At 72.0% G+C, this 23,626-nt stretch carries 24 protein-coding genes and 1 pseudogene; 6 read left to right on the forward strand and 19 right to left on the reverse strand.

All coding sequences use genetic code 11. The features are described 5' to 3' along the window. Positions 1 to 99: 99 nt before the first annotated feature. Genes OQ02_RS19450 through OQ02_RS19460 form a run of 3 tightly spaced genes read right to left on the reverse strand, consistent with a single transcriptional unit; the run spans position 100 to position 1,803 of the window. Positions 100 to 603, reverse strand: coding sequence for an NADAR family protein (locus tag OQ02_RS19450; protein ID WP_231500115.1), 504 nt, complete (start codon positions 601 to 603; stop codon positions 100 to 102). 60 nt (positions 604 to 663) lie between these two features. After that, positions 664 to 1,239 (reverse strand): pyridoxamine 5'-phosphate oxidase family protein, encoded by a 576-nt coding sequence (locus OQ02_RS19455; RefSeq protein ID WP_033439883.1) that lies wholly within the window; start codon positions 1,237 to 1,239, stop codon positions 664 to 666. A 21-nt stretch (positions 1,240 to 1,260) separates the two neighbouring features. Further along, positions 1,261 to 1,803 (reverse strand): antibiotic biosynthesis monooxygenase, encoded by a 543-nt coding sequence (locus OQ02_RS19460; protein WP_197043399.1) that lies wholly within the window; start codon positions 1,801 to 1,803, stop codon positions 1,261 to 1,263. A gap of 97 nt (positions 1,804 to 1,900) precedes the next feature. Between OQ02_RS19460 and OQ02_RS19465 the strand changes: the two genes are divergently transcribed. Next, positions 1,901 to 2,944 (forward strand): threonine aldolase family protein, encoded by a 1,044-nt coding sequence (locus tag OQ02_RS19465; protein WP_033439884.1) that lies wholly within the window; start codon positions 1,901 to 1,903, stop codon positions 2,942 to 2,944. 5 nt (positions 2,945 to 2,949) lie between these two features. On the opposite strand, the gene OQ02_RS19470 is transcribed toward OQ02_RS19465, so the two are convergent. The 6 genes from OQ02_RS19470 to OQ02_RS19495 all read right to left on the reverse strand — a co-directional run bounded on the left by OQ02_RS19470 (position 2,950) and on the right by OQ02_RS19495 (position 7,718). After that, positions 2,950 to 4,167 carry an RNA polymerase sigma factor gene (locus OQ02_RS19470; RefSeq protein ID WP_033439885.1) on the reverse strand — a complete coding sequence of 406 codons (1,218 nt, stop codon included), beginning with the start codon at positions 4,165 to 4,167 and terminating at the stop codon, positions 2,950 to 2,952. Between the two features lies 1 nt (position 4,168). Then, positions 4,169 to 4,525, reverse strand: a complete 357-nt coding sequence (locus tag OQ02_RS19475; protein WP_033439886.1) for a YciI family protein — start codon at positions 4,523 to 4,525, stop codon at positions 4,169 to 4,171. A gap of 92 nt (positions 4,526 to 4,617) precedes the next feature. Then, the gene (locus OQ02_RS19480; RefSeq protein WP_033439887.1) at positions 4,618 to 5,583 is read right to left on the reverse strand and encodes a zinc-binding dehydrogenase; all 966 of its coding nucleotides are present in this window, start codon (positions 5,581 to 5,583) and stop codon (positions 4,618 to 4,620) included. Next, complete coding sequence (locus OQ02_RS19485) at positions 5,580 to 6,020, reverse strand: MarR family winged helix-turn-helix transcriptional regulator (RefSeq protein ID WP_033440013.1); 441 nt, start codon at positions 6,018 to 6,020, stop codon at positions 5,580 to 5,582. The genes OQ02_RS19480 and OQ02_RS19485 overlap by 4 nt, the downstream gene beginning before the upstream one ends. A gap of 61 nt (positions 6,021 to 6,081) precedes the next feature. After that, complete coding sequence (locus tag OQ02_RS19490; protein ID WP_231500116.1) at positions 6,082 to 7,230, reverse strand: winged helix DNA-binding domain-containing protein; 1,149 nt, start codon at positions 7,228 to 7,230, stop codon at positions 6,082 to 6,084. A gap of 38 nt (positions 7,231 to 7,268) precedes the next feature. Further along, positions 7,269 to 7,718 (reverse strand): GNAT family N-acetyltransferase, encoded by a 450-nt coding sequence (locus tag OQ02_RS19495; protein WP_033439888.1) that lies wholly within the window; start codon positions 7,716 to 7,718, stop codon positions 7,269 to 7,271. A gap of 236 nt (positions 7,719 to 7,954) precedes the next feature. Here OQ02_RS19495 and rox point away from each other — a divergent pair, with 236 nt between their 5' ends. Further along, positions 7,955 to 9,382 (forward strand): rifampin monooxygenase, encoded by a 1,428-nt coding sequence (gene rox, locus OQ02_RS19500; RefSeq protein WP_033439889.1) that lies wholly within the window; start codon positions 7,955 to 7,957, stop codon positions 9,380 to 9,382. A gap of 835 nt (positions 9,383 to 10,217) precedes the next feature. On the opposite strand, the gene OQ02_RS19510 is transcribed toward rox, so the two are convergent. Both OQ02_RS19510 and OQ02_RS19515 read right to left on the reverse strand, forming a co-directional pair. Next, positions 10,218 to 11,027: a phosphotransferase gene (locus OQ02_RS19510; RefSeq protein ID WP_156077148.1), complete on the reverse strand. Its 810-nt coding sequence runs from the start codon at positions 11,025 to 11,027 to the stop codon at positions 10,218 to 10,220. 305 nt (positions 11,028 to 11,332) lie between these two features. Next, positions 11,333 to 11,635: pseudogene (locus tag OQ02_RS19515) on the reverse strand (transposase family protein); the annotation flags it as partial. 665 nt (positions 11,636 to 12,300) lie between these two features. Here OQ02_RS19515 and OQ02_RS19520 point away from each other — a divergent pair. Beyond that, the gene (locus OQ02_RS19520) at positions 12,301 to 13,488 is read left to right on the forward strand and encodes a hypothetical protein (protein ID WP_051772532.1); all 1,188 of its coding nucleotides are present in this window, start codon (positions 12,301 to 12,303) and stop codon (positions 13,486 to 13,488) included. Here the strand turns inward: OQ02_RS19520 and OQ02_RS19525 are convergent. Further along, complete coding sequence (locus tag OQ02_RS19525; protein WP_051772533.1) at positions 13,452 to 14,369, reverse strand: LysR family transcriptional regulator; 918 nt, start codon at positions 14,367 to 14,369, stop codon at positions 13,452 to 13,454. The two genes, OQ02_RS19520 and OQ02_RS19525, sit on opposite strands and share 37 nt — an antisense overlap. 91 nt (positions 14,370 to 14,460) lie before the next feature. Between OQ02_RS19525 and OQ02_RS19530 the strand changes: the two genes are divergently transcribed. Continuing rightward, positions 14,461 to 15,315, forward strand: coding sequence for a TIGR03619 family F420-dependent LLM class oxidoreductase (locus OQ02_RS19530; RefSeq protein WP_033439892.1), 855 nt, complete (start codon positions 14,461 to 14,463; stop codon positions 15,313 to 15,315). Between the two features lie 9 nt (positions 15,316 to 15,324). Here OQ02_RS19530 and OQ02_RS19535 read toward each other — a convergent pair whose 3' ends face one another. The 4 genes from OQ02_RS19535 to glyA all read right to left on the reverse strand — a co-directional run bounded on the left by OQ02_RS19535 (position 15,325) and on the right by glyA (position 19,499). Further along, positions 15,325 to 16,452, reverse strand: coding sequence for an FAD-dependent oxidoreductase (locus OQ02_RS19535; RefSeq protein WP_033439893.1), 1,128 nt, complete (start codon positions 16,450 to 16,452; stop codon positions 15,325 to 15,327). Then, positions 16,449 to 16,970: a TetR/AcrR family transcriptional regulator gene (locus OQ02_RS19540; RefSeq protein WP_033439894.1), complete on the reverse strand. Its 522-nt coding sequence runs from the start codon at positions 16,968 to 16,970 to the stop codon at positions 16,449 to 16,451. The genes OQ02_RS19535 and OQ02_RS19540 overlap by 4 nt, the downstream gene beginning before the upstream one ends. 55 nt (positions 16,971 to 17,025) lie before the next feature. Then, positions 17,026 to 18,093 carry a winged helix DNA-binding domain-containing protein gene (locus OQ02_RS19545; protein WP_033439895.1) on the reverse strand — a complete coding sequence of 356 codons (1,068 nt, stop codon included), beginning with the start codon at positions 18,091 to 18,093 and terminating at the stop codon, positions 17,026 to 17,028. Between the two features lie 86 nt (positions 18,094 to 18,179). Then, positions 18,180 to 19,499: a serine hydroxymethyltransferase gene (glyA, locus tag OQ02_RS19550; RefSeq protein WP_033439896.1), complete on the reverse strand. Its 1,320-nt coding sequence runs from the start codon at positions 19,497 to 19,499 to the stop codon at positions 18,180 to 18,182. 74 nt (positions 19,500 to 19,573) lie between these two features. On the opposite strand from glyA, the gene OQ02_RS19555 reads away from it, so the two are divergent. Both OQ02_RS19555 and OQ02_RS19560 read left to right on the forward strand, forming a co-directional pair. Then, positions 19,574 to 20,422: a PucR family transcriptional regulator gene (locus OQ02_RS19555; RefSeq protein ID WP_033439897.1), complete on the forward strand. Its 849-nt coding sequence runs from the start codon at positions 19,574 to 19,576 to the stop codon at positions 20,420 to 20,422. Positions 20,423 to 20,458: 36 nt separating this feature from the next. Next, positions 20,459 to 20,887 carry a MarR family winged helix-turn-helix transcriptional regulator gene (locus OQ02_RS19560; protein ID WP_033439898.1) on the forward strand — a complete coding sequence of 143 codons (429 nt, stop codon included), beginning with the start codon at positions 20,459 to 20,461 and terminating at the stop codon, positions 20,885 to 20,887. Here OQ02_RS19560 and OQ02_RS19565 read toward each other — a convergent pair. Genes OQ02_RS19565 through OQ02_RS19575 form a run of 3 tightly spaced genes read right to left on the reverse strand, consistent with a single transcriptional unit; the run spans position 20,868 to position 23,599 of the window. Next, positions 20,868 to 21,467 (reverse strand): dihydrofolate reductase family protein, encoded by a 600-nt coding sequence (locus tag OQ02_RS19565; RefSeq protein ID WP_033439899.1) that lies wholly within the window; start codon positions 21,465 to 21,467, stop codon positions 20,868 to 20,870. The genes OQ02_RS19560 and OQ02_RS19565 overlap by 20 nt on opposite strands. Before the next feature lie 25 nt (positions 21,468 to 21,492). Next, positions 21,493 to 22,779, reverse strand: a complete 1,287-nt coding sequence (locus tag OQ02_RS19570; protein ID WP_033439900.1) for a M20/M25/M40 family metallo-hydrolase — start codon at positions 22,777 to 22,779, stop codon at positions 21,493 to 21,495. Further along, positions 22,772 to 23,599: a M55 family metallopeptidase gene (locus tag OQ02_RS19575; protein ID WP_033439901.1), complete on the reverse strand. Its 828-nt coding sequence runs from the start codon at positions 23,597 to 23,599 to the stop codon at positions 22,772 to 22,774. The genes OQ02_RS19570 and OQ02_RS19575 overlap by 8 nt, the downstream gene beginning before the upstream one ends. Positions 23,600 to 23,626: the final 27 nt, after the last annotated feature.

Consider the following 23,626-nt stretch of genomic DNA (forward strand, 5'->3'; position numbering starts at 1 on the left):
GTTAGCGTAGATCGAAGTACGCCGATCGGAACGCGATTGACCTCAACCGGCGCGGCACGCCCGGGCGCACTGCCGGCGCCGACCCCGGTCGGTCGACGCTCAGCCCTGCCGGAGCAGGCCGCGCACCTCCATCAGCGCCTCACCCAGCAGGTTCAGGCCGCGCCACGTGGCCGGATCGGCCGCGCGCTCGTCGTCCGCAGCCAGCCCGATGCCCCAGATCCGGTCCACCGGGCTCGCCTCGACCAGCACCTGGTCACCGGTGCCCAGCAGGTACTCGCGCAGGTCGTCGTGCGCGCGGAACTTCGCCAGGTTCCCCCGCACCACGACGTCCAGCCGCCCGGCCACCCACGCGTCGTCGTCGAACCCCCGGACCTGGCGGCCGAGGGACTTCGCCTCACGGGGCGTGCGGGCCGCGAGGACCCGGGCGGAGGTGTGCTCGTCGCCGAACATCTGCGCCTTGCCCCACATCATGAAGTGCTCGGCCGTCCGGAACGTCCGCCCGTCCACCGTGAACGGCGACTCCCACCACTGGCTCAGGCACTGCTTGCCGACGGGCGCGCCCGGCCTCGCCTCGTTCCCCCAGAAGAACACATATTTCGCCACGGCGCAGACGATGTCACACGGCGCGTGCCCCACCGACGGGATTTCGGTGCCGGGCGGGCCTCAGCGCGGCGGCAGGGGCAGCGGGAGCGCGGGCAACCCGTCCAGGCTCACCGCGACGTGCTCCTTGTTGTCGCAGTACGCGGCGAACTCGTCGTCGGACCTGCGCGCGAAGTAGTCCTCGTGCAGCGTCCGCTCGCCCCGGTAGTCCATGAACGGCACGGCGAACCCGCACGTGTCGCTGATCAGCTTCGCGGTGACCACCACGATCGCCCGCAACGCCGGCCCGTCCGCGTCGCCGAACCCGGCCGCCAACTCGGCGAACCTCGGGTCGTCCCGGAACACGGGCTCGCCCGTGCCGTGCACCCGGACGATGTTCGGCGGGCCGTCGAACGCGCACCACATCAGCGTGATGCGGCCGTTCTCCCGCAGGTGGGCGATGGTCTCCGCGTGGCTGCCGCCGAAGTCCAGGTACGCCACCCGCCGGTCGTCCAGCACCCGCCAGGTGCCCTTGCGGCCCTTCGGCGACAGGTTCAGGTGCCCGTCGGCCGACAGCGGCGCGGAGGCAGTGAAGAACACCGGCTGCGCCTCGATGAACTCGCGCAGACGCCCGTCGATCCGTTCGTAGGTCTTCCCCATGGACGCAGTATCAACGCCGGATCAGCCGCCGACGACCCTGTAACGCCGAACGTCACTGCCCTTGAGACCGGTGAACGACCGCACACGTCGCCACAGGTCGCCCACCCCGACCGCGCCGTCGCCGCGGGCCATCGCGTCCCGGTGGGCCTGGGCCGACGTCCACTCCGCGTAGTTCAGCACCCGCAACCCGTCCGCGCTCACGTGGAAGTGCCCGGAAATGCCGCCCGGCGCCGGCTCGTCCTCGGCCGCCAGCGCGGAGAACACCAGGTCGATCCACTCCTCGGCGACACCGGTCCGGTCGAACTCCACCGACACCAGGACCACGCACCCCACCGGCCGGTCCGGTGAGGTCAGGCCGCCGGACCGGTGGCGGCGGTAGGCCACCGCCCCGCCCGTTGCGGCGACACCCTCCGCGGGGCCGGACCACTGCGAGTACGTGACCGCGTCACCCCCGTCCAACGGCTCCAGCCACCGCACGTCCAGCAGACCGGCGGGGCGTGGTTCGAACGGCACGCGGCCGTGGTCGACGAGCACGAGTTCGGCATCAGCACGGGTCAGATCCATGACTCCGACGCTAGGCGCGGCGGCCGGACCGGGAATCCGTCGCATGACTGGCGGAACACCGTTGCACACCGTCCGGCGGCGACGCCAGACTCCGGCGATGGCCTCCGAGACCCGCCGTTCCCTGGTCCAGCACTCCCGGCTGCGCCGCGACCCGCACGCGGTGCTGCGCCGCATGCTCGACCGCGTCCGGCCGGGCGCCCTCCTGGACGACCCGACGAAGGAACTCGAACAGCGGATCGCCGACCTGCTCGGCAAACCGGCCGCCCTGTTCTTCCCCTCCGGCACGATGGCGCAGCAGGCCGCGCTGCGCGTGCACGCCGAACGCACCGGCCGCCGCACGTTCGCCGCGCACGCCCAGTGCCACCTCGCGCTGTGGGAGGACGGCGGCTACAACGCGGTGCACGGCCTGCGGCACAAGACCGTAGGCGACCACCACGGCCTGATCATCCTCGACCACCTCGCCGAGGTCCGCGAGCCGATCGCCGCGCTGCTGCTGGAACTGCCGCAACGCGAGATCGGCGGCCTGCTGCCCGAGTGGGACGACCTGGTCGCGCAGACCGGGTGGGCCCGCGGGCGCGGCGCCGCCACGCACATGGACGGCGCCCGCCTGTGGGAGGCGCAGACCTACTACGAACGGCCGTTCGTCGAGATCGCCGGTCTGTTCGACACCGTCTACGTGTCGCTCTACAAGGGTCTCGAAGGCGTCCGTGGCGCCGTCCTCGCGGGCGACCGGGAGACCGTCGACGCCGCGTCGGTGTGGCGGCGCAGGCTCGGCGGCGCGATCCCGGACGCCTGGCCGCTGGCCGTCGCCGCCCTCGTCGGGCTGGACGACGTGTTGCCCCGTATGGCCGAGTTCCGCGACCACGCCCGTGCCGTCGCCGCCGCCATCAACGCCGACGGCTACGCCCGCACCCACCCCGAGGTGCCGCAGACACCGCTGTTCCACGTCCACGTGCCCGCGCCGAAGTCCGCCGTCGAGGCCGCGGTGAAGCGGATCCTCGACGAGACCGGCGTCGAGCTGCCGAGGCACGTCTCGTCGTCGCCCGATCCGACCCGGTGCTCCATCGAGTTGACCATCGGTGTGGTGTCGCTGGAGTTCACCCCGCAGGATGTGGCCGACCTGGTACGGCAGCTGCGCTGACCCGACTAGCCGGACTCGTCCGACCGTTCGGCGACCTCCGCGAGCCCGCGTCGCAGCAGGTCGTGGTCGGCGTCGTTCCCGGCCAGGTCCAACGCCCGCCGGTAGGCCTCGGCCGCCGCCGACGGCCGTCCCGCGCGGCGCAGCAGGTCGGCGCGCACGGCGTGGAACAGGTGGTAGCGGTCCAGGGCGGCCAACCCGTCCAGCAGCGCCAACGCCGCCTCCGGCCCCTCCACCTCGGCCACCGCGACGGCCCGGTTCAACGCCACCACCGGGGTCGGCGTCAACACCAGCAGGTGGTCGTACAACTGCACGACCTGCGTCCAGTCGGTCGGCGGCGGGTCGCTGTGCACGGCGTTGATCGCCGCCTGCACCTGGTACGGGCCCGGCCGGTTGCGGCGCAGGCACCGCCGCACCAGCTCCCGCCCCTCCGCGGTCATCCCCGCGTCCCACGACGAGCGGTCCTGGTCGGCCAGGCGCACCAAACCGCCGTCCGGACCGGTGCGCGCCGGGCTGCGGGCGTGCAGCAGCAACATCAACGCGAGCAGCCCGACGACCTCGGGCTCGTCCGGCATCAGCTCCGCCAGCACCCGCCCCAGCCGCACCGCCTCCGAGCACAGCTCCGCGCGCACCAGACGGTCACCGGAACTGGCCGAATACCCCTCGTTGAACACCAGGTACACCACCGCGAGCGCACCCCGGAGCCGGTCGGGCAGCTCCGCGTCGCCCGGCACCCGGTACGGGATGCGCGCGTCCCGGATCTTCGCCTTCGCCCGCACCAGCCGCTGCGCCATCGTCGTCTCCGGCACCAGGAACGCACGCGCGATCTCCGCCGTGGACAGCCCGCCGATCAGCCGCAACGTCAACGCCACCCGCGCCGCCTGGTTCAACGCGGGGTGACAGCACGTGAAGATCAGCCGCAGCCGCTCGTCACCCACCACGTCCACCTCCACCGGGTCGTCACGCACCTGGAGCAGAGCAGCCTGGGCCTGCTTGTCGTCACGTGACGACTCCCGGCGCAGGCGGTCGATCGCCCGGTTGCGGGCCGTCGTGATGATCCAACCCGCCGGGCTCAGCGGCACGCCGGTCTCCGGCCAGCGCCGAACGGCCTCAGCGAACGCGTCCTGGACCGCTTCCTCGGCGAGCTCGATGTCACCGAGGAAGCGGACCAGGACGGCCACCGACCGGCCGTACTCGGCCCGGAAGACCTGTTCGACCGGCGTCACGTCAGCCGGCGAAGTCCTGGAACGGCCGCACCTCGACCGGCAGCTCGCACGCCACGCCCAGCCGGCGGCCCCACTCCAGCGCCGCGTCCAGGTCGGGCACGTCGATGATGCTGAACCCGCCGATGTGCTCCTTCGACTCGGCGAACGGGCCGTCGGTGACGACCAGCTCGCCGTTCGCGCCGGGCCGCAGCGTCGTCGCCGTCTCCGGCGCGTGCAGACCGCCCGCGAACACCCACACGCCGGTTTCGCGCATGTCGGCGTCCACCGCCTGGACGTTCTTCATGATCCGTTCCAGCTCCTCCGGCTCGGGAATGCCGTAGCCGGTCGGCTCGATCACGCTGATCATGTACTGGGACATCTCGTCCTCCTCAGGTCGGGTTCCTGCCCTCTACACGAACGGCACCGGACCGGATCGACACGACGCCGGAAAAAGTTTCCGGACGATGATTCTCAGACCACCACGACGAGCTTGCCGACCCGTCGGTTGTGCTCCAGGTCGTCGTGCGCGCGCCGGATGTCGTCCAACCGGTAGACCGTCGTCGGCCCGAGCGACACCTCACCGCCCGCGACCTGGTCCAGGAACCGCTGCAGCACCTCGGCGGGCAGGTCCTCGCCCTCCCCGCCGTACCCGGTGAGCCGGACGCCCTTGGGCAGGTAGCCGATGGGGTAGAAGTCCCGCACGACCCACTCGTTGGACAGCATCCCGGTGAAGCACACCGTGCCGTGCACCTTCGTCGCGGCCAGCGTGTCCGGCAACGTCGGCGTGCCGACCAGCTCCAACGCCGCGTCGACCCCGTCCGGGAACAGCTCGCGCACCTGCCGGGCCACCTCGCCGTCGTCCACCAGCGGGTGCGCCACGCCGTGCTCGCGCAGCACGTCGAGGCGGTCGGCGCTGCGGGTCGTGGCGAGCACCGTGGCCCCGATGTCGTTCGCCAGCGCGGTCGCCGCGAACCCGAGCGCGGACGTGCCGCCGCGGATCAGCAACGTCTGCCCCGCCCGCAGGTCCAGCCCGGTGGTCAACGAGCCGTAGGCGGTCTGCAACGTCTCCGGCACCGCGCCCAGCACCTCCCACGGCAGGTCGGAGTCGAACGGGATCAGCAGCTCGCGGGGCACCACCACGTGCTCGGCGTACCCGCCGTCGAACACCCGCCCCATGCCGCCCATCATCGCCGCCACCCGCTGCCCCGCCGGCAGGTCGCAGTCGCTGTCCACCACGCCGACGGCTTCGATGCCCGGCACGCGCGGGAACGTGACGCCCTCGGCCAGGCCCAACCGGGTGTGCAGCTCCGACCGGTTCAACCCGAACGCGCCCACCTTCACCCGCACCCACCCCGGCGGCGGCTCGGGCACCGGCCGCTCCACCACCGCCAGGTTCTCCACCGGCCCCGGCCCGCTCAGCACCACCGCGCGCGTCATCCGTGGTGCTCCAGGACGAGGGTGAGCACCCGCACCAACTCCTCCCGCTCGGCCGCCGACAGCGGCGCCAGCAGCGCGTCCTGAGCCTGCCCCAACACCCGGTCGAGGTCGCGCAGGTGCGCCAGTCCCGCCGGGGTGATCGTCACGATGTTGCGCCGCTTGTCCACCGGGTCCGGCCGGCGCTCGACGAAACCGCGGTCCGCCAACTCGTTCACGGTGGCCACCACGTCACTGCGGTCCAACCCGCCCCGCCGCCCGAGATCCGCCTGGCTGGCCGGCCCGAACTCGTCCAGCGCCGCCATCAACGAGTAGTGGTAGCGGCGCGCGCCGACCGCGCCCAGCCCGTCCGACACGAGCCGGTGGGCGTGGGTCGTGGCCTGACCGAGCAGCCAGCTCGTCGCACCGCGAAGGCGTTGTGGCGCACCGTTGGTCTCCATGCCGCCGCAGTCTACCCACTTGTTGGCCATGCCAACGATTACGGGGTTTCGCGGCGACGGGTCACGCGTGCCCGCCGACCGTCACCGTGCCGATGGTCAACTCGGGCCGGCCCTCCAGGAACTCACCGATCCACTCCACCTGCCGGTCCAGCTCGGCCAGCCGCGCCCTGGACAACGTCGTGAACGGCTCCACCGTGACCACGATCCGCCGACCGGACCGCTTCTGGTGCCACACCCCGGCGACCACGCCGTCCACCAGCAGCACCGGGAAGTTCCCCGCCTGCCCACCCGACAGCGCCCGCTCGAACGCCCGACCCGGGAACACCACCTCACGCGGGTGGCTGCCCACCACGTACGCGTCGAAGTAGGGGAGCAGCCGCACCCCGCCCGCCGGCTCGTCCGGCCACGACGCGTCGCCGCGCACCACCCACCCGCCGTCGACCTCCTCCAGGTCCGCCCGCTCGAACAGGTCGTTCACCCACCGCTTCGGCGCGGCCAGCCACTTCGCGAAGTGCGCCTGCGTCGCCGGCCCGTAGGAGCGCAGGTAGGAGCGCAACAGCTCCACCGCGCCGTCCGCGGCCGGCGTGAAACCCGGCAGCCACCGCTGCGGACTGGTGTAGGCGGTCTTGCGGCCCTTGTTCGGCGCGAAGCACATCGCGCCCCGGTTCGACGCCGCGCCCATCGCCTCGACCCACCGCGGCCACGGCGTGCCGCCGAACGCCTCGATCACCCGCTCGCCCGCCCACGGCCCGGTGCGCTCGACCACGGCCTCGGTCAACTCGTCGCCGGTCAGCTCGGCGTCCCGCAACGCGTCCGCGATCGCCGCCACCACCTCGTCGACCTGCTCCGCGGTGAGCAGCGCCCACCGCTGCGGCAGCCCCGCCAACGCGCCCGTCCACATCGGCAGGTCCGCCGTGGGCAGCACGTGGACCGTGCCGCGCGGCCCCCGCGTCTTCACCAACGTCCGGTCCACCCACAACGCGTCCCGGACCTGCTGCCGGGTCGAATTGGTGCGCAGCCCGATCGACAACTCCGCCGCCGACATCACCTGGGCGTGCGCGCCGCACATCGCGCGCACCACCGCGACCGGGTCGGCCGACGGCTCCAGCAGCGAATGCCGGCGCAACCGCCGGCCGATCACCCGCTCCGCCGGCGTCGGACGGTCGGCGCGCTCGGCGTCGTCGGCGTGGAGAACTCGGATCTGCGTCACGGGAGCCACGCTACGGGCCATTCAGGACAGGAACCGTCCTAGATCGAGCCCGGATGACCGAACTGCGCGATCCGCAAACCGCCCTCGACCACCACGGTGTCGACCAACCGGAACCCCAGACCTTCGTACAACGCGATGGCCGGCGCGTTCGCTGCACCCGTCGACACGATCGCCGGACCACCCTCCGCCAACACCTGCTCCACCAACCGCCGCGCGAACCCGAGCCGGAAGTGGCTCGGCGCCACGCACAACCGGTCGATGTCCAGCACACCGTCGACCTTCGAGTAGCCGACGAACGCCACCAACTCGCCGTCCACATACCCGCCCAGCCACCGCAACGGCAGTCGTCTGATGTCGTCCACCGACTCGTGCAGGCCCGGCATCCCGGTACTCCCGATCAGCTCCGCTTCCACCGCGTAGGACTGCAACGCGATCCGGCGCACGGCCTCCGCCGTGGCGTCGTCGGTCGGGTCAAGGGGCACGATCATGGGGCCACCGCCTGCTCCTGTGTGGGGACGTAAGCGGAACATTGCCATTCGGCGCCCGGTTCAACCATGATCGCCCGCCGACCGGAAGGTGCCGGGAAAAGAACGAAGGCAAGGAGAAGACCTACCCCTTGCCACCTCCAACTTATAGCGGACCCCCGGTCTTGCCGCAAGACCCGGGTCGTGCCGCACAATCTGCGGCCGAAGCTTTTTCGAAGCAGGTCCACTCGGGGGTTTTCTTGTTCGACGTGATCGTGTCCGGCGCCGGTCCGACCGGCGTGATGCTGGCCTGCGAGTTGCGCCTGCACGGCGTGAACGTGCTCGTGCTGGAGAAGGAGCAGGCGCCGACCCGGGTCGTCCGCTCACTCGGCCTGCACGCCCGCAGCATCGAGGTGATGGACCAGCGCGGGCTGCTGGAGCGGTTCCTCGCACTCGGCACCCGGCACCCGGTCGGCGGATTCTTCGCCGGTCTCGCCAAGCCGTCACCGAAAGGGTTGGACACCGCACACGCTTATGTCCTGGGAATTCCGCAGCCACTCACCGACCGACTGCTGACCGAACGCGCCGTCGAACTCGGCGTGGAGATCCGACGAGGCTGCGAGCTGGTCGGCCTGGCACAGGACGACGACGGCGTGACGGTCGAAGCGGCCGACGGCACGCGGCTGCGGGCGCGCTACCTCGTCGGGTGCGACGGTGGCCGGAGCACGGTGCGCAAGCTGGCCGGCGTCGCTTTCCCCGGTGAGCCCAGCAGGGTCGAGACGCTGCTGGGCGAGATGGAGGTGGACGTGCCGCCGGAGACGCTGGTCGCCGTGATGACCGAAGTCCGCAGGACCCAGCTCCGGTTCGGTGCCATGCCCCTCGGGGACGGGGTGTACCGCGTCATCGTGCCCGCCGAGGGCGTCGCCCAGGACCGGAACGTCCCGCCGACCCTGGAAGAGGTGAAACAGCAACTGCGTGCGACCGCCGGCACCGACTTCGGCGTGCACTCCCCGCGCTGGCTCTCCCGCTTCGGCGACGCCACCCGGCTCGCCGAGCGCTACCGGACCGGCCGGGTGCTGCTGGCCGGCGACGCGGCGCACATCCACCCGCCGACCGGCGGCCAGGGGCTCAACCTTGGCATCCAGGACGCGTTCAACCTCGGCTGGAAACTCGCCGCCGAGATCAACGGCTGGGCGCCGGAAGGCCTGCTGGACACCTACCACTCCGAACGGCACCCGGTGGCCGCCGCCGTGCTGGACAACACCCGCGCCCAGATGCAGCTGATGTCCCTAGACCCGGGTTCCCAGGCGGTGCGCCGGCTGCTGTCGGAGCTGATGGACTTCGACGAGGTGAACCGCCACCTCGTCGAGAAGATCATCGCGACCGGGCTGCGCTACGACTTCGGCGAGGGGCACGACCTGCTCGGCCGGCGCCTGCGGGACGTGGGGCTGAAGCGGGGACGCCTGTACGGGCAGATGCACGACGGCCGCGGGCTGCTCCTCGACCAGACCGGCCGGCTGTCGGTGAAGGGCTGGGCGGACCGGGTCGACCACGTCGTCGACGTCAGCGAGGAGTTGGACGTGCCCGCGGTGCTGCTGCGACCGGACGGCCACGTGGCGTGGGTAGGGGAGGACCAGCACGACCTGGTCGACCGACTGCCCCGGTGGTTCGGGCCCGCCACCGGCTGAGCGCGGGTGCCGGGCCGTCGCGCCGCGTTCCCCGGTCCTTCTCCGTGGCGACGGCGGAGACCGACAGGAGCGTCACAGCGGTCAGGCTGCCCCAGAGGGCGGTCGGGCCGAGCGGTGCGGGAAAGGTGATGACCGTGGGGGAAGCGGCGAGACCGAAGCCCGTGGAGAGTTCGAAGCGGGTGAGGGTGCGTCCCAGGACACGGGTCGGGGCGAGTGCGGTGACGAGCGCGGTGGCGCTGCCGGCGTAGACGATCTCGCCGAGAGTGCAGACCACGGACACCACCAGCCCCGACCACGGATGCCGTAGCACCGTCGCCACGTGCGTGCCCCAGCCGGCGACGTGGTCCCACGAGTCCCGGCACCGGTCGCCCATGCCCTCGGCCAGGCACGTGGGCGTCGGCACGGTACCGGCAACTCCACACGTTGACGCTGATCGCGCACCCCCGGCAGGAGAGGTTCTCCGTCATCCCCGAGAATCTGCGTCGCCACTCGGCGTCGAGTGCGTAGACGTCCTCGCCAACGGGATCGGCTTCCCGCACAGGCAACAGGCGATAGGAAACCCCCGAAAGGGCACCGCGAATGGCCACGCCAGCCCGCGTTACCGAGTCGTTGCATCACGAGGGCTCAGCGGAGTGCCATGAGCCCTCCAACCAACAAGATCAGGGGCTAGCGCTGGTTCTCGCTCCGATGTTCCCCGAGGCCCGGAGCCTGCTGGAGAAGTACGAGTAGTTCCGCGACACCGTGCGGCCGTGGTCCGGGATGGCTGCTTCCGGAGGGCAGGGTCGGGCCGACGGCCCGACCCTGCCTCACGACTGCCTGCGTCAGCGGGCCTGGGCTAACCCCGGACGGCCGCTTCCAGCAGTCCTCGGTGGCGGATCATCCAGGCGGCTGACCGGGCCCGCCAGGACAGCGCCCACAGCGGCCCCGGGTCGGTCGAGTCCGGGGTGATCCCCGCGTACGTCGCCTCGGCGGCGCAGTCGCGGATCGCGAACTCGATCATCCGGCTGACGAGCCCGTCCCGATCGCGGGACGGGAGTCCGTAGCCGTCGAGGAACAGTCCCACCTGCCGGGCGCGGTGGTCCGCGTCGGGCAGGTCGTTGCGCTCGGCGACGTCGTCGTCGTGCAACTGGGCGTTCCACCACGCCGCGGCGGCGATCTCGTCGAGTCGGTCGACGGGACCGGCGAGGGTCCAGTCGATGAGCCCGACGGGGAGGCCGTCGCGGGCCACGATGTGCCATGGACCGGCGTCGCAGTGCCCGATCACGGTGTCCGGGCCGGTGTGGTGCATCCACCAGGGCTGCCACACCGAGTCGGGTGGCGGCAGGAACCCGGCGGTGGCGTCGTGCAGGTCGCGCAGCAGCGCACCGGCCTGCCGGACGCCTTCGTCAGTCCACGCGTGCGGGTGCACGATGGTTCCGTCGATGTAGGTCAGGACTTCGTTGCCGTCGGCGTCGATGCCGTCGCCGACCAGGCGGGGCGCGCCGGTGAAGCCGACGTCCTCCAGGTGGCGCAGCAGCGCGTGGACGGTCGTGGTCCAGGGTCGGGCGGGACGCAGGACGGTCCCGTCCGAGTGGGTGACGTCGCTTGGTCCGCCTTCGGCCGCGGTCAACGGCTGTGCGGGTGGTCCGGATTGCGAGGAATGCACGGATTTCTCCTCGTGGAGTGCGGTACGCGGGTCACGGCACCGCGCGCGGCGATGCCTGCGGCCTGCGGGAGGAACCCCGCGGGCCGGTGAGGACCGCTCCGAGTCGAGGAGGGGTGCGCGCTCTCTCTCGCTGCTACGGCCGGCGACGTGCCGGCGGCACGGTCAGCGCGCGGCGCGCTCCCCGGTCGGAGCGATCATGACTCCACCGGAAACCATGCACGTCATCGTCAGCCTCCTGAACAACCGAAGCTTGATCAACCGGACGGGCTCGACGCTACCGACCCGCCCCGGCCCGCTCAACCGGTTTACGGGTGGTCGGCGGGGGACGGCGTCGCGTCCGCGGACTTCTTGACCGAGATCCTGAACAGGCCGGACTCGTCCTCGTAACTCGGCTCGGTCAGGGCGAGTGCACCGTCGCCGACCTGGTCGGCGAGTTGGGCCACCAACTCCGTGTTGGCACGTGCGGCGCTCGTGTCATGGTCCCGATCGGGCCACGCGTCGGAGGTGCATAGGGGCCACCCGTCCGCAGCGGACACGACCTGGATGTTCCCGCCGTGCCGCCGGTGCTTCTCGCTCCACCACAGGTCCACTCCGGCCGTGGGGCCGGGCGTGGAGTTCCGGCGCCAGATGCACCCTGGCGTAAAGCCCTCAGCCCACACCGGAGCTTCCACCGCGGGTCAGCGATGCCGCCTGAATTCCTGGTTCCTACGGCGACTCCGGCACGGGCCGCCACCAACGTGTCGGGTGTGGGTGGGCGATGCCGGCACCGAACGGGGCGGGTTCGACCAGAGATGCCGAGTCAAGACAAGTCGCCGCATTTCGACGCGTACCCCACTTCACTGCGGTCACGCACGTCCACTGCTTGACAGGGCCTGGGTGTTCGCCGGTGTTGTGGTGGATAACGACCCTTATCCACCACAACACCGTTACAGATCATGCGCCTCCGGCCCTCCATGGCGGTGGAGGAGGGGCGGTAGCGGCTGCGGTCGTGGCCGTCGTGCGCCGTCGTCTGGATCGGTCACTGACATCCGGCCGGCGCACCCGCTGACAGTTCGCGTGCGAACGCGCTGACACGTTGCTGCATATGCCCAGCTCAGGCGCTGACGGTTCCGCTGCGCGTCACGACTTGTTCGCAGCAGTGCTCCGCTGACAACCCGTCCGAAACCTGACTTCCGATAAGGTTCACTTATCGGAAGTCACCAAATTCCCACCTGATAGCGTTGCGTTGCGCCCTTTAACGTTTGTAGTGACGGAATAGTGCTACGATATTGGGGTGACGACGACCGAAGCCGGCTCCACGACCTGCAACTACCCCGGCTGCACTCGACCGGTGTTCCGGGGCAGCGGGCCGGGGCGGCCGGCTGAGTACTGCGACCTGCCGGAACACACCCGGTGGCGTGCCTGGCGGGAACGGCAGCGGTTGGCGCAGGGAGCGGAGGCGGAGCAGGAGATCGTCACCGTGACGAAAGGCCCGCAGGGGATCACCGCGGGCAAGATCAGGGCTGAGGAACTGTTGGAGCGGTTCCGGGTGCTCACCGAGCAGATGTCGACCACGCTCACCGGTGCGGTCGCCGAACTGTCCGCGATCGCCGATCCCAGCGTGGCCGAGATCCAGGTGCAGGCGGTCGAGGCCGAGGCAGCCCGACGGGTCGCCGAGGCCGAGGCGGCGATCGCCAAGGCGGAACGGCGGCGACGCGACGCCGAGCAAGCCCGGCACGCCGCCGAAGCGACCACCGAGGACGCGGTGCGTGCCGCCGAACGAGCCGAACAGGACGCCGAAGCCGCCTACGAACAGCGCGACGCCGCACGCGCCGAAGCCGACGCCGCCGTCGCACGGGCCGAGAACGAGATCGCCACCATCCGCATCGAAGCCGCAGCGGCCGTGGACGAGATCCGGCGCGACGCCCAGGCCCAGGTCGAGCAGGCGAAAGCCGACGCGGTCACCCATGCCGAACAGGCCCGACGGCAGGCCGTGCGCGAAATCGACCAGGTCCGCGCGGACACCCAAGCCCAGATCGACCAGGTTCGGCAGGACGCGCAGGCCCAGGTCGACCGCGCCCAGGCTGACGCGCGAGCCCGCGTCGACCAGGCCGTCGCCGAAGCCAAGGCCGGCGTCGAGCAGGCACAGGCCGCCGCACGGGCCGAGGCCGACGCCGCGAACGCCGCGAGGGTCAGGGCCGAACGCGCCGAGCAGTCAGCCCAGGACGCCCGAGCCGAACTGCACCGCGCCCGCGCGGAGCTGACCGAACAACGCGACACCCACCGCGCCCAACTCGACCAAGCCGAACGCGCCGCCCGCGAACGCCTCGACGCCTTGGAGGAAGCCCGAGCGCAGACGCTGGTCCGAGCCGAACGCGCCGAGAGTCAACTCGACCGCCTGCACGTCGAACTCGACGCCCTGCGCGCCGAGCGCACACCGGACCGTCAGATCGGCACGGACGACGCGCCGTCGGGCAGGTAGCACAGGCAGCGCGCGCACGACTCGGCGAACACGTGCACCGCCTCGCGCCGGTCCTTGGTCCGCCACACGACGGCCAGCCGGCTGGGTGACAGGCCGAGCACCGGCCGGTGGACGACGTCCGCGCGCTGGGACACCTCGGCGTTCTCCGCGGGCAGCAGGACGATCCCGACACCGGCGGCGACCAGTTCGAAGCTCTCGTCGGGGTTCTCGGCCTCGGCCACCACGCGCGCGGGTGTGCGCCGGTGGTCCTCGGCCAACCAGAAGTCACGCAACGCCCCCGCCGACGGGGGATGCGCGATGAACGGTTCGGAGGCCAGTTCGGAGAACGGGATCGCAGTGCGCCCGGCCAGCGCGTGTCCGACCGGCAACGCCACCCAGCGCTCCTCGGTGCTGACCACCTTCCAGGTGAACTCGCCGGTGTCGGGCACCGGGAGCCAGGTGACGGCGACGTCGACCTCACCGCCGGCCAACCCGGCCGACGGGTCGCCCCAGGACACCTGCCGGAACTTGAGCCGCCAGTCCGGCAACTCCACGCCCATCCTGGCGGTGACCGACGGGATCAGGCCCCGGCCGATGCGGTTCTGGAACCCCACGGTGAGAACCATGTCCTGCCGGGCGACGACGTCCGCGACGTCGCGCCGCGCGTCCTCCCACCGCCCGATGATCGCGGACGCGTGGGTGAGCAGGGCGCGGCCCGCCGGAGTCAGCACGACCGAACGCCGGTCGCGTTCGAACAGCGCGGTGCGCAGGGACGACTCCAGCTGACGGATCTGCTTGCTCAGCGTGGGCTGCGAGATGAACAACCGGCTCGCCGCCCTGGTGAAGCTCAGTTCCTCGGCGACGGCCACGAAGTAGCGGAGGTCGCGCACGTGAACATCCATAGCCCGAGGCTATGACAGAAGCTCTTGGACGAAGCGGTGCGAGCGGCCCGAGAATCGGTTCCGACGGGCGAGATCAACCGGAGGGACCGGCGTGGAGCTAGGTGTGTACGGGTTGAGCGCGAAGGCCACCCTGGGGCCGGTGGAGACCGTTCGGCTGGCCGAGTTGGCCGAGGGACTCGGCTACGGGTCGTGGTGGTGCGGCGAGCACGTGGTGCTGCCCAGCCCGCGGGTCGCGGAGTCGCCGATGGCGCCGGAGGACCCGATCCTCAACCCGCTGGTGCACCTGGCCTACGTGGCCGCGGTGACGAAGCGACTGGAGTTGGGCACGGGCGTGGTCATCCTGCCGCAGCACAACCCGCTCGTGCTGGCCAAGCAGGCGGCGAGTCTGGACGTGCTGTCGGGTGGCCGACTGCTGCTCGGGGTGGCCGGCGGTTACCTCAGGCAGGAGCTGTCCGCGCTCGGTGTGCCGATGGCGGAGCGCGGCAGCCGCACCGACGACTACATCGACGCCATGCGCGCGTTGTGGAACGATCCCGCGCCGGTGGCGTTCCAGGGCAGGCATGTGTCGTTCCGCGACCTGGACGCCAACCCCCGGCCGACGACGCCGGGCGGTCCGCGCGTCGTCATCGGCGGGCACAGCCCCGCGGCGTTCCGCCGGGCCGTCGCCAAGGGGCACGGCTGGTTCGGCACGGGTTCGTCGCCCGACGAGCTGGTCGGGCACCTGCGCGGGCTGGAGGAGGCGGCTCGGCAGGTCGAGCGTCCACCGCACCTCGGCGAGCTGGAGATCACCTTCATGCAGGTCGACCCGGTCGAGGTGGACGCCGACTCGGCCCGCCGCTACGCCGCGTTGGGCACGGCCCGATTGCTGGTGTACCCGCTGCCGCTGGAGGACCCGGACGACGTCGCGGACTTCCTGGTGCGGCACGCGGAACTGCCACGCGGGTGAACGGGGTGGTCAGCCGATGGTGACGGGCTTGCCCACCAGGCTGGTGGCCACCACCCGGTCGACGCCGGGCAGGTTCGACAGCCTCATCGCCACCCGCCGCGCCCACAGCCGGCGCGGTGACGAGGGCAGGAACCACCGCGCGCCCGACCGGGCGACCTGCTGCTTGTCCACCACGACGGGCCGCCACGCGCGTTCGTACGCGGTCAGGTCGTCCAGGTGGTCGGCCAGCACGTACGCGCCGCCGATCCCGAGCGACGCGCCCTGCCCGGCCAGCAACGACACCGCGCCGCACGCGTCCCCGACCAGCACCACCCGCCCGAACGACCAGCGCGGCAGTTCCACCTGCGCGACCTGGTCGTAGTAGATCTCCGCCGGGCACCGCGCCAACGCCCGCGGCACGACCCAGCCGAGCGACCCGTACGCCTCCATCACGGCGGTTCGGGGGTCCTCGGGCAGGTCGGGTGACGAGGTCCGGTGCACGGTGAACGCGGCCACCCGCCCGTCGCGCAGCCCGTAGAACCCGACCTGCCGGCCGACCGTGTCGGTGACGCAGAACCGTCCGGCGACCAGCGCGTGGATCTCGGGGTCGTCGAACGTGAACGCTGCGGTGTGGAATCCCAGGTGGCGCAGGTGCCCCTCGCCGAACACGAGCCGCCGCACGGTGGAGTGCACGCCGTCGGCGCCGACCAGCAGGTCACCGGAGACCGCCGAACCGTCGGACAGTCGCGCGGTGACACCGGCGTCGGAGTCCTCGACACCGACCACGCCGGCGCCGAACCGCAGCGTCACCCCGGTGGGCAGGTCTTCCCGGAGCGCGCGCTCCAGGTCCGGCCGCATGATGCTCAGCAGCCTGCCGTCCACCGCCCGCGCGAGCCGGTCGAACCGCAGCCCGGCCACCCGGCGGCCCCGACGGTCGACGTACGCCGCCTCCTCGACCCGGTAGCCCGCTTCCTCCAGGCGTGGCAGCACGCCCATCCGCTCGGCGGCGTCGTAGCCCGGTCCGAAGAAGTCGATCATGTAGCCGGTGGTGCGCGGTCCGGCGGCCCGTTCCAGCACGACGACCTCGTGCCCGAGCGTCCGCAGCCGGTGTGCCGACGCCAACCCGGCGATCCCCGCCCCGCTGATCAGGACCTTCACCGCAACGCCCTCCCCAGCACCGGCACGACGACGTCGGAGGTCAGGTCCGGGGAGAGGGCGCGGTGCAGCAGGACGCCGTCGACGGCTGCGGCCAGCACGGCCGCGGTCTCGACCGGTGTGGGCACGTCCCGCGCGGCCAGCCACTCGGCGAGCGTGCGGCGGAAGTCGACCAGCACCTCGCCGACGGCCTGGCGCAGTTCGTCGTTGCGTGTGGCGGCGAGCAGCGTCTCGGTGAACAGTTCCTGCCCGCCGTGGCCGTCCAGCGCCTCCAGCAGCCGGGTCAGCACGTCGGCCGGTGTGGACGACGCGTCGAGCAGGTGCCCGAGGTCGTCCACGGCGGACTTCAGCGCGCCGACGGAGGCCTGCACGAGCACCGCCTGCACCGAGTGGAAGTGGTAGTGCACGACCCCGGAGCCGACGCCGGCGCGGTCGGCGAGCATGCGGGTGCTGACCGCTCCCCAGCCCTTCTCGGCGATGAGTTCCGTGGCCGCGCGCAGCAGCCGTTCGCGAACCGTCATTGGACGATCGTACTGGACGATTGTCCAAAGCGTCTGCCCAAGGCGTTCGTCCAGGTCACAGAATTTCCAGCCGGACGTCGCCGGTGGCGCCCGCGAACGCCAGCAACCGGGCGCCTTCGGACTCGACGTCGGCCTTCTGCGCGCTGGTCAACGGCCGGAACAGCTCGACGTCCAGCCCGTCGCCGGTGATCTTCCAGGTGCCGTGGACGACGCCGTCCACCAGCAGCGTCGGCTTGCCGCCGACCACGATCCCGCGCCGGTAGTCCTCGTCGGAGATGACGCGGGTGCGGTCGTCGTGGCCGAGCAGGAGGTTGTCGAACTCGGGCAGGAACCGCGCCGGCGCGGGTGTGTCGGGGTCGGGCAGCGGGCCGTCCGGCACGTCGTACAGGGTGCGTCCGCGTTCGTCGGTGAAGGTCCGCAGATCCATCGCCTCGACCACGGGCTTGAGCCGGGTCATGCCCGCCCAGGTCTGCACGTCCCGCACCGAGGCCGGTCCGAACGCGGCGAGGTAGCGGCGCACGAACTGCTCGGGGGACGTGGCGGGTTCGGCGGTGCCCAGCCAGGTCGAGGCGGTCGTCCACGCCGCCGCTCCGGACTCCCCCCACACCGCGCGTGGCGGCACTTGGACCACGGGGACCAGGAAGCTGGCGGCGTAACCGAGGGCGGTGGCGTCGTGGTCGGGCCACCGCGCGGCGAGGTGGTCGCTCAGTTCGCGGCGGGTGTGCGGCTTCTCGGCGACCAGGGCGCCGGCGGCGGCGGTGAACGCGTCGAGGTCCAACCCGTCCAGCACGAACCCGAAGGGCGAGGACGCGAACCGGCGGTGCAGGAACGGCCGGAGCAGCGGTTCGACCCGGCCGTGGTCGGCGGCGCTGACGAGGTGGATCGTGGCCCGGTGCAGCGACGCGCGGACCACCTTCCGGTCCAGCAGCAGCGACGACAGCGCCTCGGGCCGGAAGTCCCGGATGCGGGACCACAGGCCGTAGTAGGGCGAGAACGGTTCCTGCGCCTGCATCCCGACCAGGTGCTCCACCACGTCGTGCGCGGGCATGGCCGCCCGTTCCAGCAGCAGTTGCCGGTGCAGGGTGGCGCGGTTCAACGCCCGGGTCGTCAGCTTCTCGATCACACGGTCACGTTAGCCGTGATCGCGGACAGGTTTTGTCCGCGATCACGGCCGCGCGGCGACGACGTTCCTAGGCGGGCGAGCCCGGCTCAGGCGGTGGTCGCGTTGACCGATCGGCGCAGCGCGATGGCGTCGGTGCGCACGCGTTCGGGTGGTTCGCGGTCGATGAGGGCGCGGCGCATGAGGTCGGCGACGGCGGGCTGGTGCTCGGGGGTGAAGCCGCGGCGGGTGATTTCCTGGGTGCCGATGCGCAGCCCGCGCAGGCCTTCGTCGATCCGCTGCCACGGCAGGCTGATGCCGCTGAGGTAGACGCCGGCGTCACCGAGCCGCACGGCCGCCGCGTCGCCGCCGCCGAGGGTGAGGGCGTCGACGGCCAGGTGGTGGGAGCGGGTGAACTCGCCGTCGTGGCGGGCGACGTCGAAGCCGTTGTCGGACAGGGCCCGGCCGAGGGCCTGGGCGTTGGCGATGCACGCCCGCGCGTACTCGGGGCCGTGTTCGGCCAGTTCGGCGGCGGTGACGGCGAGCGCGCCGAGGCGTCCGGCGTCGTAGTTGGCGAGCATGCCGGGGTAGGCGACGTTCGAGACGCGTTCGGCCAGGTCGGCGTCGCGGGTGACGACGCAGCCGCCGGACGGGCCGCCGAACGACTTGTAGGTGGAGAACGTCATCAGGTGCGCGCCCTCGTGCAGGGGCCGCTGGAACTCCCGGCCGGCGACGAGCCCGGCCATGTGGGAGGCGTCGTAGACGAGGACGGCGCCGATTTCGTCGGCCGCCGCGCGGACCGCGGCGACGTCGTGGGGGAACAGCATCATGCTCGCGCCGATGACCACGATCCGGGGCCGGTGCACGCGCAGGAACCCAGGCAGCTTCCCGTAGTCGATGTCCAGTTCGTCGGGCAGGTAGGGCAGGTCGACCACGGTCAGGCCGCGGATCGCGGGCACGCCCTGCGCGTGGTGGCTGGCGTGGCCGCCGGCGAACTCGGGCAGCACGGCGATCTTGTCGCCGGCGCGGGCGAACGCGGTGTAGACGGCGAGGTTGGCCAGGGTGGCGCTCTGCAGCCGGACTTCGGCGAACAGGCCTTCCATGAGGGAGGCGACGAGCATCGGCGCGAGGACTTCGAGGGTGTCCAGGTGGTCGAGGCCGACCTGGTACTTCTCACCCGGCCAGCCCATGCTCGGCCGGCTGGACACGGTGTGGGAGACGGCCGCCGCGGCGGCGGGGCTGACCACGTTGGTGCCCGCGTAGAGCACGATCCCGTCGTCGTCGACCTGCGCGCAGTGCGCTTCGAGGGCCTTGCGGACGGTGCTCGCGACACCGGCGGCGGTCAGGTCCGTCGAGACGGCGGCTTCGACCTCGGCGAGTCTGCGTTGCGCCTGCGGGGAGGCCCAGGGGGCGATCCGGCTGTTCGTCACGAGTGTGCACGCTAGGCGTCGGCTTGCGGTGGGGCGACAGTCCGGGGACGGGAGTTGTTCCTACAGTTGTCGGAATGCAGGAGCTGCTGGACGAGCTGTCCCGGGTGCTGGGACGCGGGGTGTCGGTGGACGACGTGGCGGGCCGGGTGGTCGCGCACAGCGCCCAGGCCGACGACGTCGACCCGGCGCGGGTGCGGGCGATCCTGACCCGGCGGGTGCCGGCGGACGTCGCGGCGTGGCAGGAGCAGCACGGGATCGCGACCGCGGCGGGGCCGGTGCGGGTGCCGGAGAACGCGGCGTTGGGGTTCCGGCAGCGGGTGGGGTTCCCGTTGCGGCACAACGGCGTGCTGGTCGGCTACCTGTGGGTGTTGGGTGAGCCGCCGGAGCTGGACCTCGGCGGGCGGCTGGCGGCGTTGGCGGCTCAGGTGCCGGTCGGTGAGCGGACGCCGGTGCGCGTGGTGGTGGGGCTGGAGCCCCGGGTGGTGCGCACGGTGGCGGCCGGCGACCCGCTGCCGGAGTTGCCGGGGCACGTGGGCGTGAGCGATCCGCACCCGCCCGACCGGGCCGGGTCGGCGTACCAGCAGGCGTTGGCGGCGGCGGAGCTGGCGCGGCTGGACCCGGCGTTGCCGGAGCGGGTGCGGTGGTCCGAACTGGGCGCGTACCGGCTGTTGCTCGGCGCGTCGCCGGACGAGGTGCTGTCGGGGTTGTCGGAGGTGCTGCTGCTGACGTTGGAGGTGTACCTGGACTCGGGGTGCGACGTGCGGTCCGCGTCGGAACGCCTGCACCTGCACCGCACGAGCCTGTACTACCGGTTGGGCCGGATCGCCGAGCTGACCGGCCGTGACCTCGCAGACGGCGGGGTGCGGCTGGAGCTGCACCTGGCGTTGAAGCTCGCCCGCCTGGCGCGGCGCCCGTCACGATAAGGTGATCGACTTCGCTGGCCGACGTCAAGGAGTGACGTGCCCGACGACCTCAGCCTGCTGCTGTACCTGCCGCACCGCGAGATGGAGGACCGGATGTTCGCCGCCTTGGCGGGGGCGGGTTTCGACGACGTGACGCCCGCCCAGGTGCGGGTGTTCCAGCGGATCGGCCGCAACGGGTCGAGGTTGACCGAGTTGGCGGAGGCCGCGCAGATCACCAAGCAGACCGCCGGTTTCCTGGTCGACCAGCTGGAACGCGGCGGGTACGTGGAGCGCACGTCGGACCCGACCGACGCGCGGGCCCGGCTGATCCGGGTGGCCGAGCGCGGGCAGAAGGCGATTCCGGTGGGGCTGGCGGCGGTCGCCGAGGTGGAGCGGGAGTGGACGGCGCACCTGGGTCAGCGGCGGATGGCGGCGCTGCGCGACGCGCTGGTCAGGCTGCGTGAGATCACCGATCCGCGGCTGTAGGGCGCACGACGTACTTCAGGTGGGTGGCGCGGGTGCCCTGGACGACGACCGGGTCGTCGAACCGGTGCGGCGCGCGGGTCAGCCCGGCGAAGTACGGGATGCCCTCGCCGAGCAGCACGGGCACCAGGCTGACGTGCACCTCGTCCACGAGTCCCAGGTCCAGCGCCTGCGCGGCGATGCTCGCGCTGGCGATCGTCACGTCCTTGTCGCCGGCGATGCGCTTGGCCTCGGCGATCCCGACCTCCACGCCGTCGGTGAACGTGGTGGTCGTCCACCTGTCGGCGTCCTCGGGTGGGCGGTGGGTCACCACGACCACGTGGTCGGCGGCGGGGTGTCGGCCGCCCCACCCGCCGGTGAGGTCGAACAGGCGACGTCCGCACACGATGACGCCGGTGCCGGCCAGGATGCCGCGCAGCATCGCGGCGCTGCCCTCGTCGACCTGGAACGAGTACTCCTCGGCACGGCTGGGCACGGTCACGTCGCCCGCCTGGTACCAGTCGAACAGCCCGTCGATGCCGTCCCGCGGGTCGGCGATGAACCCGTCGAGCGACATCGTCATGTGCGAGAAGACCTTGCCCATCGTCGACCTCCCTGCGGTCGCTGCACTACGACGACAGGAACCGGTCTAGCACGCGGGCGCCGAAACGGAGGCCTTCGACGGGCACGCGTTCGTCCACGCCGTGCGGCATGGCCCGGTAGTCGTAGCCGGCGGGCAGGGTGAGCGGCGAGAACCCGTAGCAGTCGATGCCCAGCCGGCTGAACGCCTTGGCGTCGGTGCCGCCGCCCATGCAGTAGGGCACGACGACGGCGTCGGGGTCCTCCGCGCGCAGTGCCGCGGCCATCGCGTCGAACCAGGGCGAGTCGATCGGCGCCTGCACGGGCGGCTCGCTGGCGATGAACTCGCGGCGCACCTCGGCGCCCAGCGCGACGTCGATCGACGCCAGGAGCTCGTCCACGGTGCCGGGCAGGGTGCGCACGTCGATCTCGGCGGTCGCGCTGCCGGGGATGACGTTGACCTTGTAGCCGGCCCGCAGCACGGTGGGCGTGGTGCTGTTGCGGACGGTGTTCTCGACCAGCCGGGCGGCGGGCCCGAACCGGGCGATGGTGCCGTCGACGTCGGCGAGGTCGACGGGCACGTCCAGGGCCGCGCCGACCTGCTCGATGAACGCCTTCACGGTGGGGGTGAGCCGCACGGGGTGGTCGATGGCGGAGATGCGGGCGAGTGCGCCCAGCAGCTTGGCCACGGCGTTGTCGTCGTTGCGGCGTGATCCGTGGCCTGCGCGTCCGGTGGCGGTGAGCCGCAGGTGGGAGGTGCCGCGCTCGGCGGTCCCGATGGGGTAGATACGGTGGTCGCCGACGGGGTAGGAGTAGCCGCCGGACTCGCTGATCGCGGTGGTGCAGCCGGTGAAGAAGTCCGCGTGGTGCTCGACGAGCCACTGCGCGCCGTACTCGCCGCGGTCCTCTTCGTCGGCGACGAACGCGAGCACGATGTCGCGGCGCGGCCGGCGGCCCTCGCGGGACCAGCCGCCCAGCACGGCGAGCACCATGGCGATCATGTCCTTCATGTCGACCGCGCCGCGGCCCCACAGGAAGCCGTCGCGTTCGACGCCGGCGAACGGCGGCACGCTCCACTCGGCGGCGTCGGCGGGCACCACGTCGAGGTGGGCCTGCACGAGCAGCGCGGGCAGGTCGGGCTCGGTGCCGGGCACGCGGGCGAGCACGTTGCCGCGGCGTGGCGCGGACTCCAGCACGGTGGGCTCCACGCCGACGGCGTCCAGGTGCGCGGCGACGAACTCGGCGGCCTCGCGTTCACCGGCGGAGTTGCCGCCGCCGTGGTTGGTGGTGTCGAACCGCAGCAGCGCGGCGCACAGGTCGACGACGTCCTCAGCCATAAATACCCTCCACCGCCCCCGCGGCGATCGCGGTGACCACCTTGAACGCCTGCATCGCCAGGGTCATGGATGCTGCGTCGAACCCGACCCGGCGTGCTCCGACCTGCTGCACAGTAGGGACCACGGCCGCGGCGGCGGCGAGGTGGGTGGCGTCGAACTCGACTTCGACCCGGTGCGCGGCGACCGTGCCCGGTACCCGTCCGGCGCGGCCCATCGCGGTCCGGGCTGCGGCGGTGATCAACTCGGCGGTCACCTTCGGCGGCGCGCAGACCGCGGCGTAGCGGCTGACGCAGTCCTTGACGGCGACGAGTTCGGCGTCGGGCGCGTAGTCGCGGGCGTCGTCGCACGCCTTGTCGTCGCCGGTCACGAGCAGCACGGGGACGCCGTGCTCGGCGGCCAGCGCGGCGTTGAGCCTGCCTTCGCTCGCGGGCACGCCGTCGAGCCACACGCCGGTGACGGAGTTCTCCAGGTAGGTGTGGGCGAGGACGCCCTCCTGGCCGGCGCCGGCGTGGTAGCCGAGGAACACCACGCCGTCCACGCCGGAGTCGATGCCCTGCATCATCGACAGCGGCTTGTGGCGTCCGGTGAGCAGCCGGGCGCGGTGGTCCAGGTCCTCCAGCAGGAGGTTGCGCTGCGACGAGTGGGCCTCGTTGACGAGCAGGTCGGTGGCGCCGCCGGCGTGGGCCCCGGCGACGCAGGCGTTGACGTCGCCGGTGAACAGCCGGCGGAACCGCTGCCACTGCTCGGTCTGGGGTACGACGTCGGCGGTCCACGTGACGCCGGTCGCCCCTTCCATGTCCGCCGAGATCAAGATCCGCATGGGGTTCACCGTACCGAGCTGTCGTCG

This window comes from Saccharothrix sp. NRRL B-16314 (assembly GCF_000716595.1).
Taxonomy (GTDB): domain Bacteria; phylum Actinomycetota; class Actinomycetes; order Mycobacteriales; family Pseudonocardiaceae; genus Actinosynnema.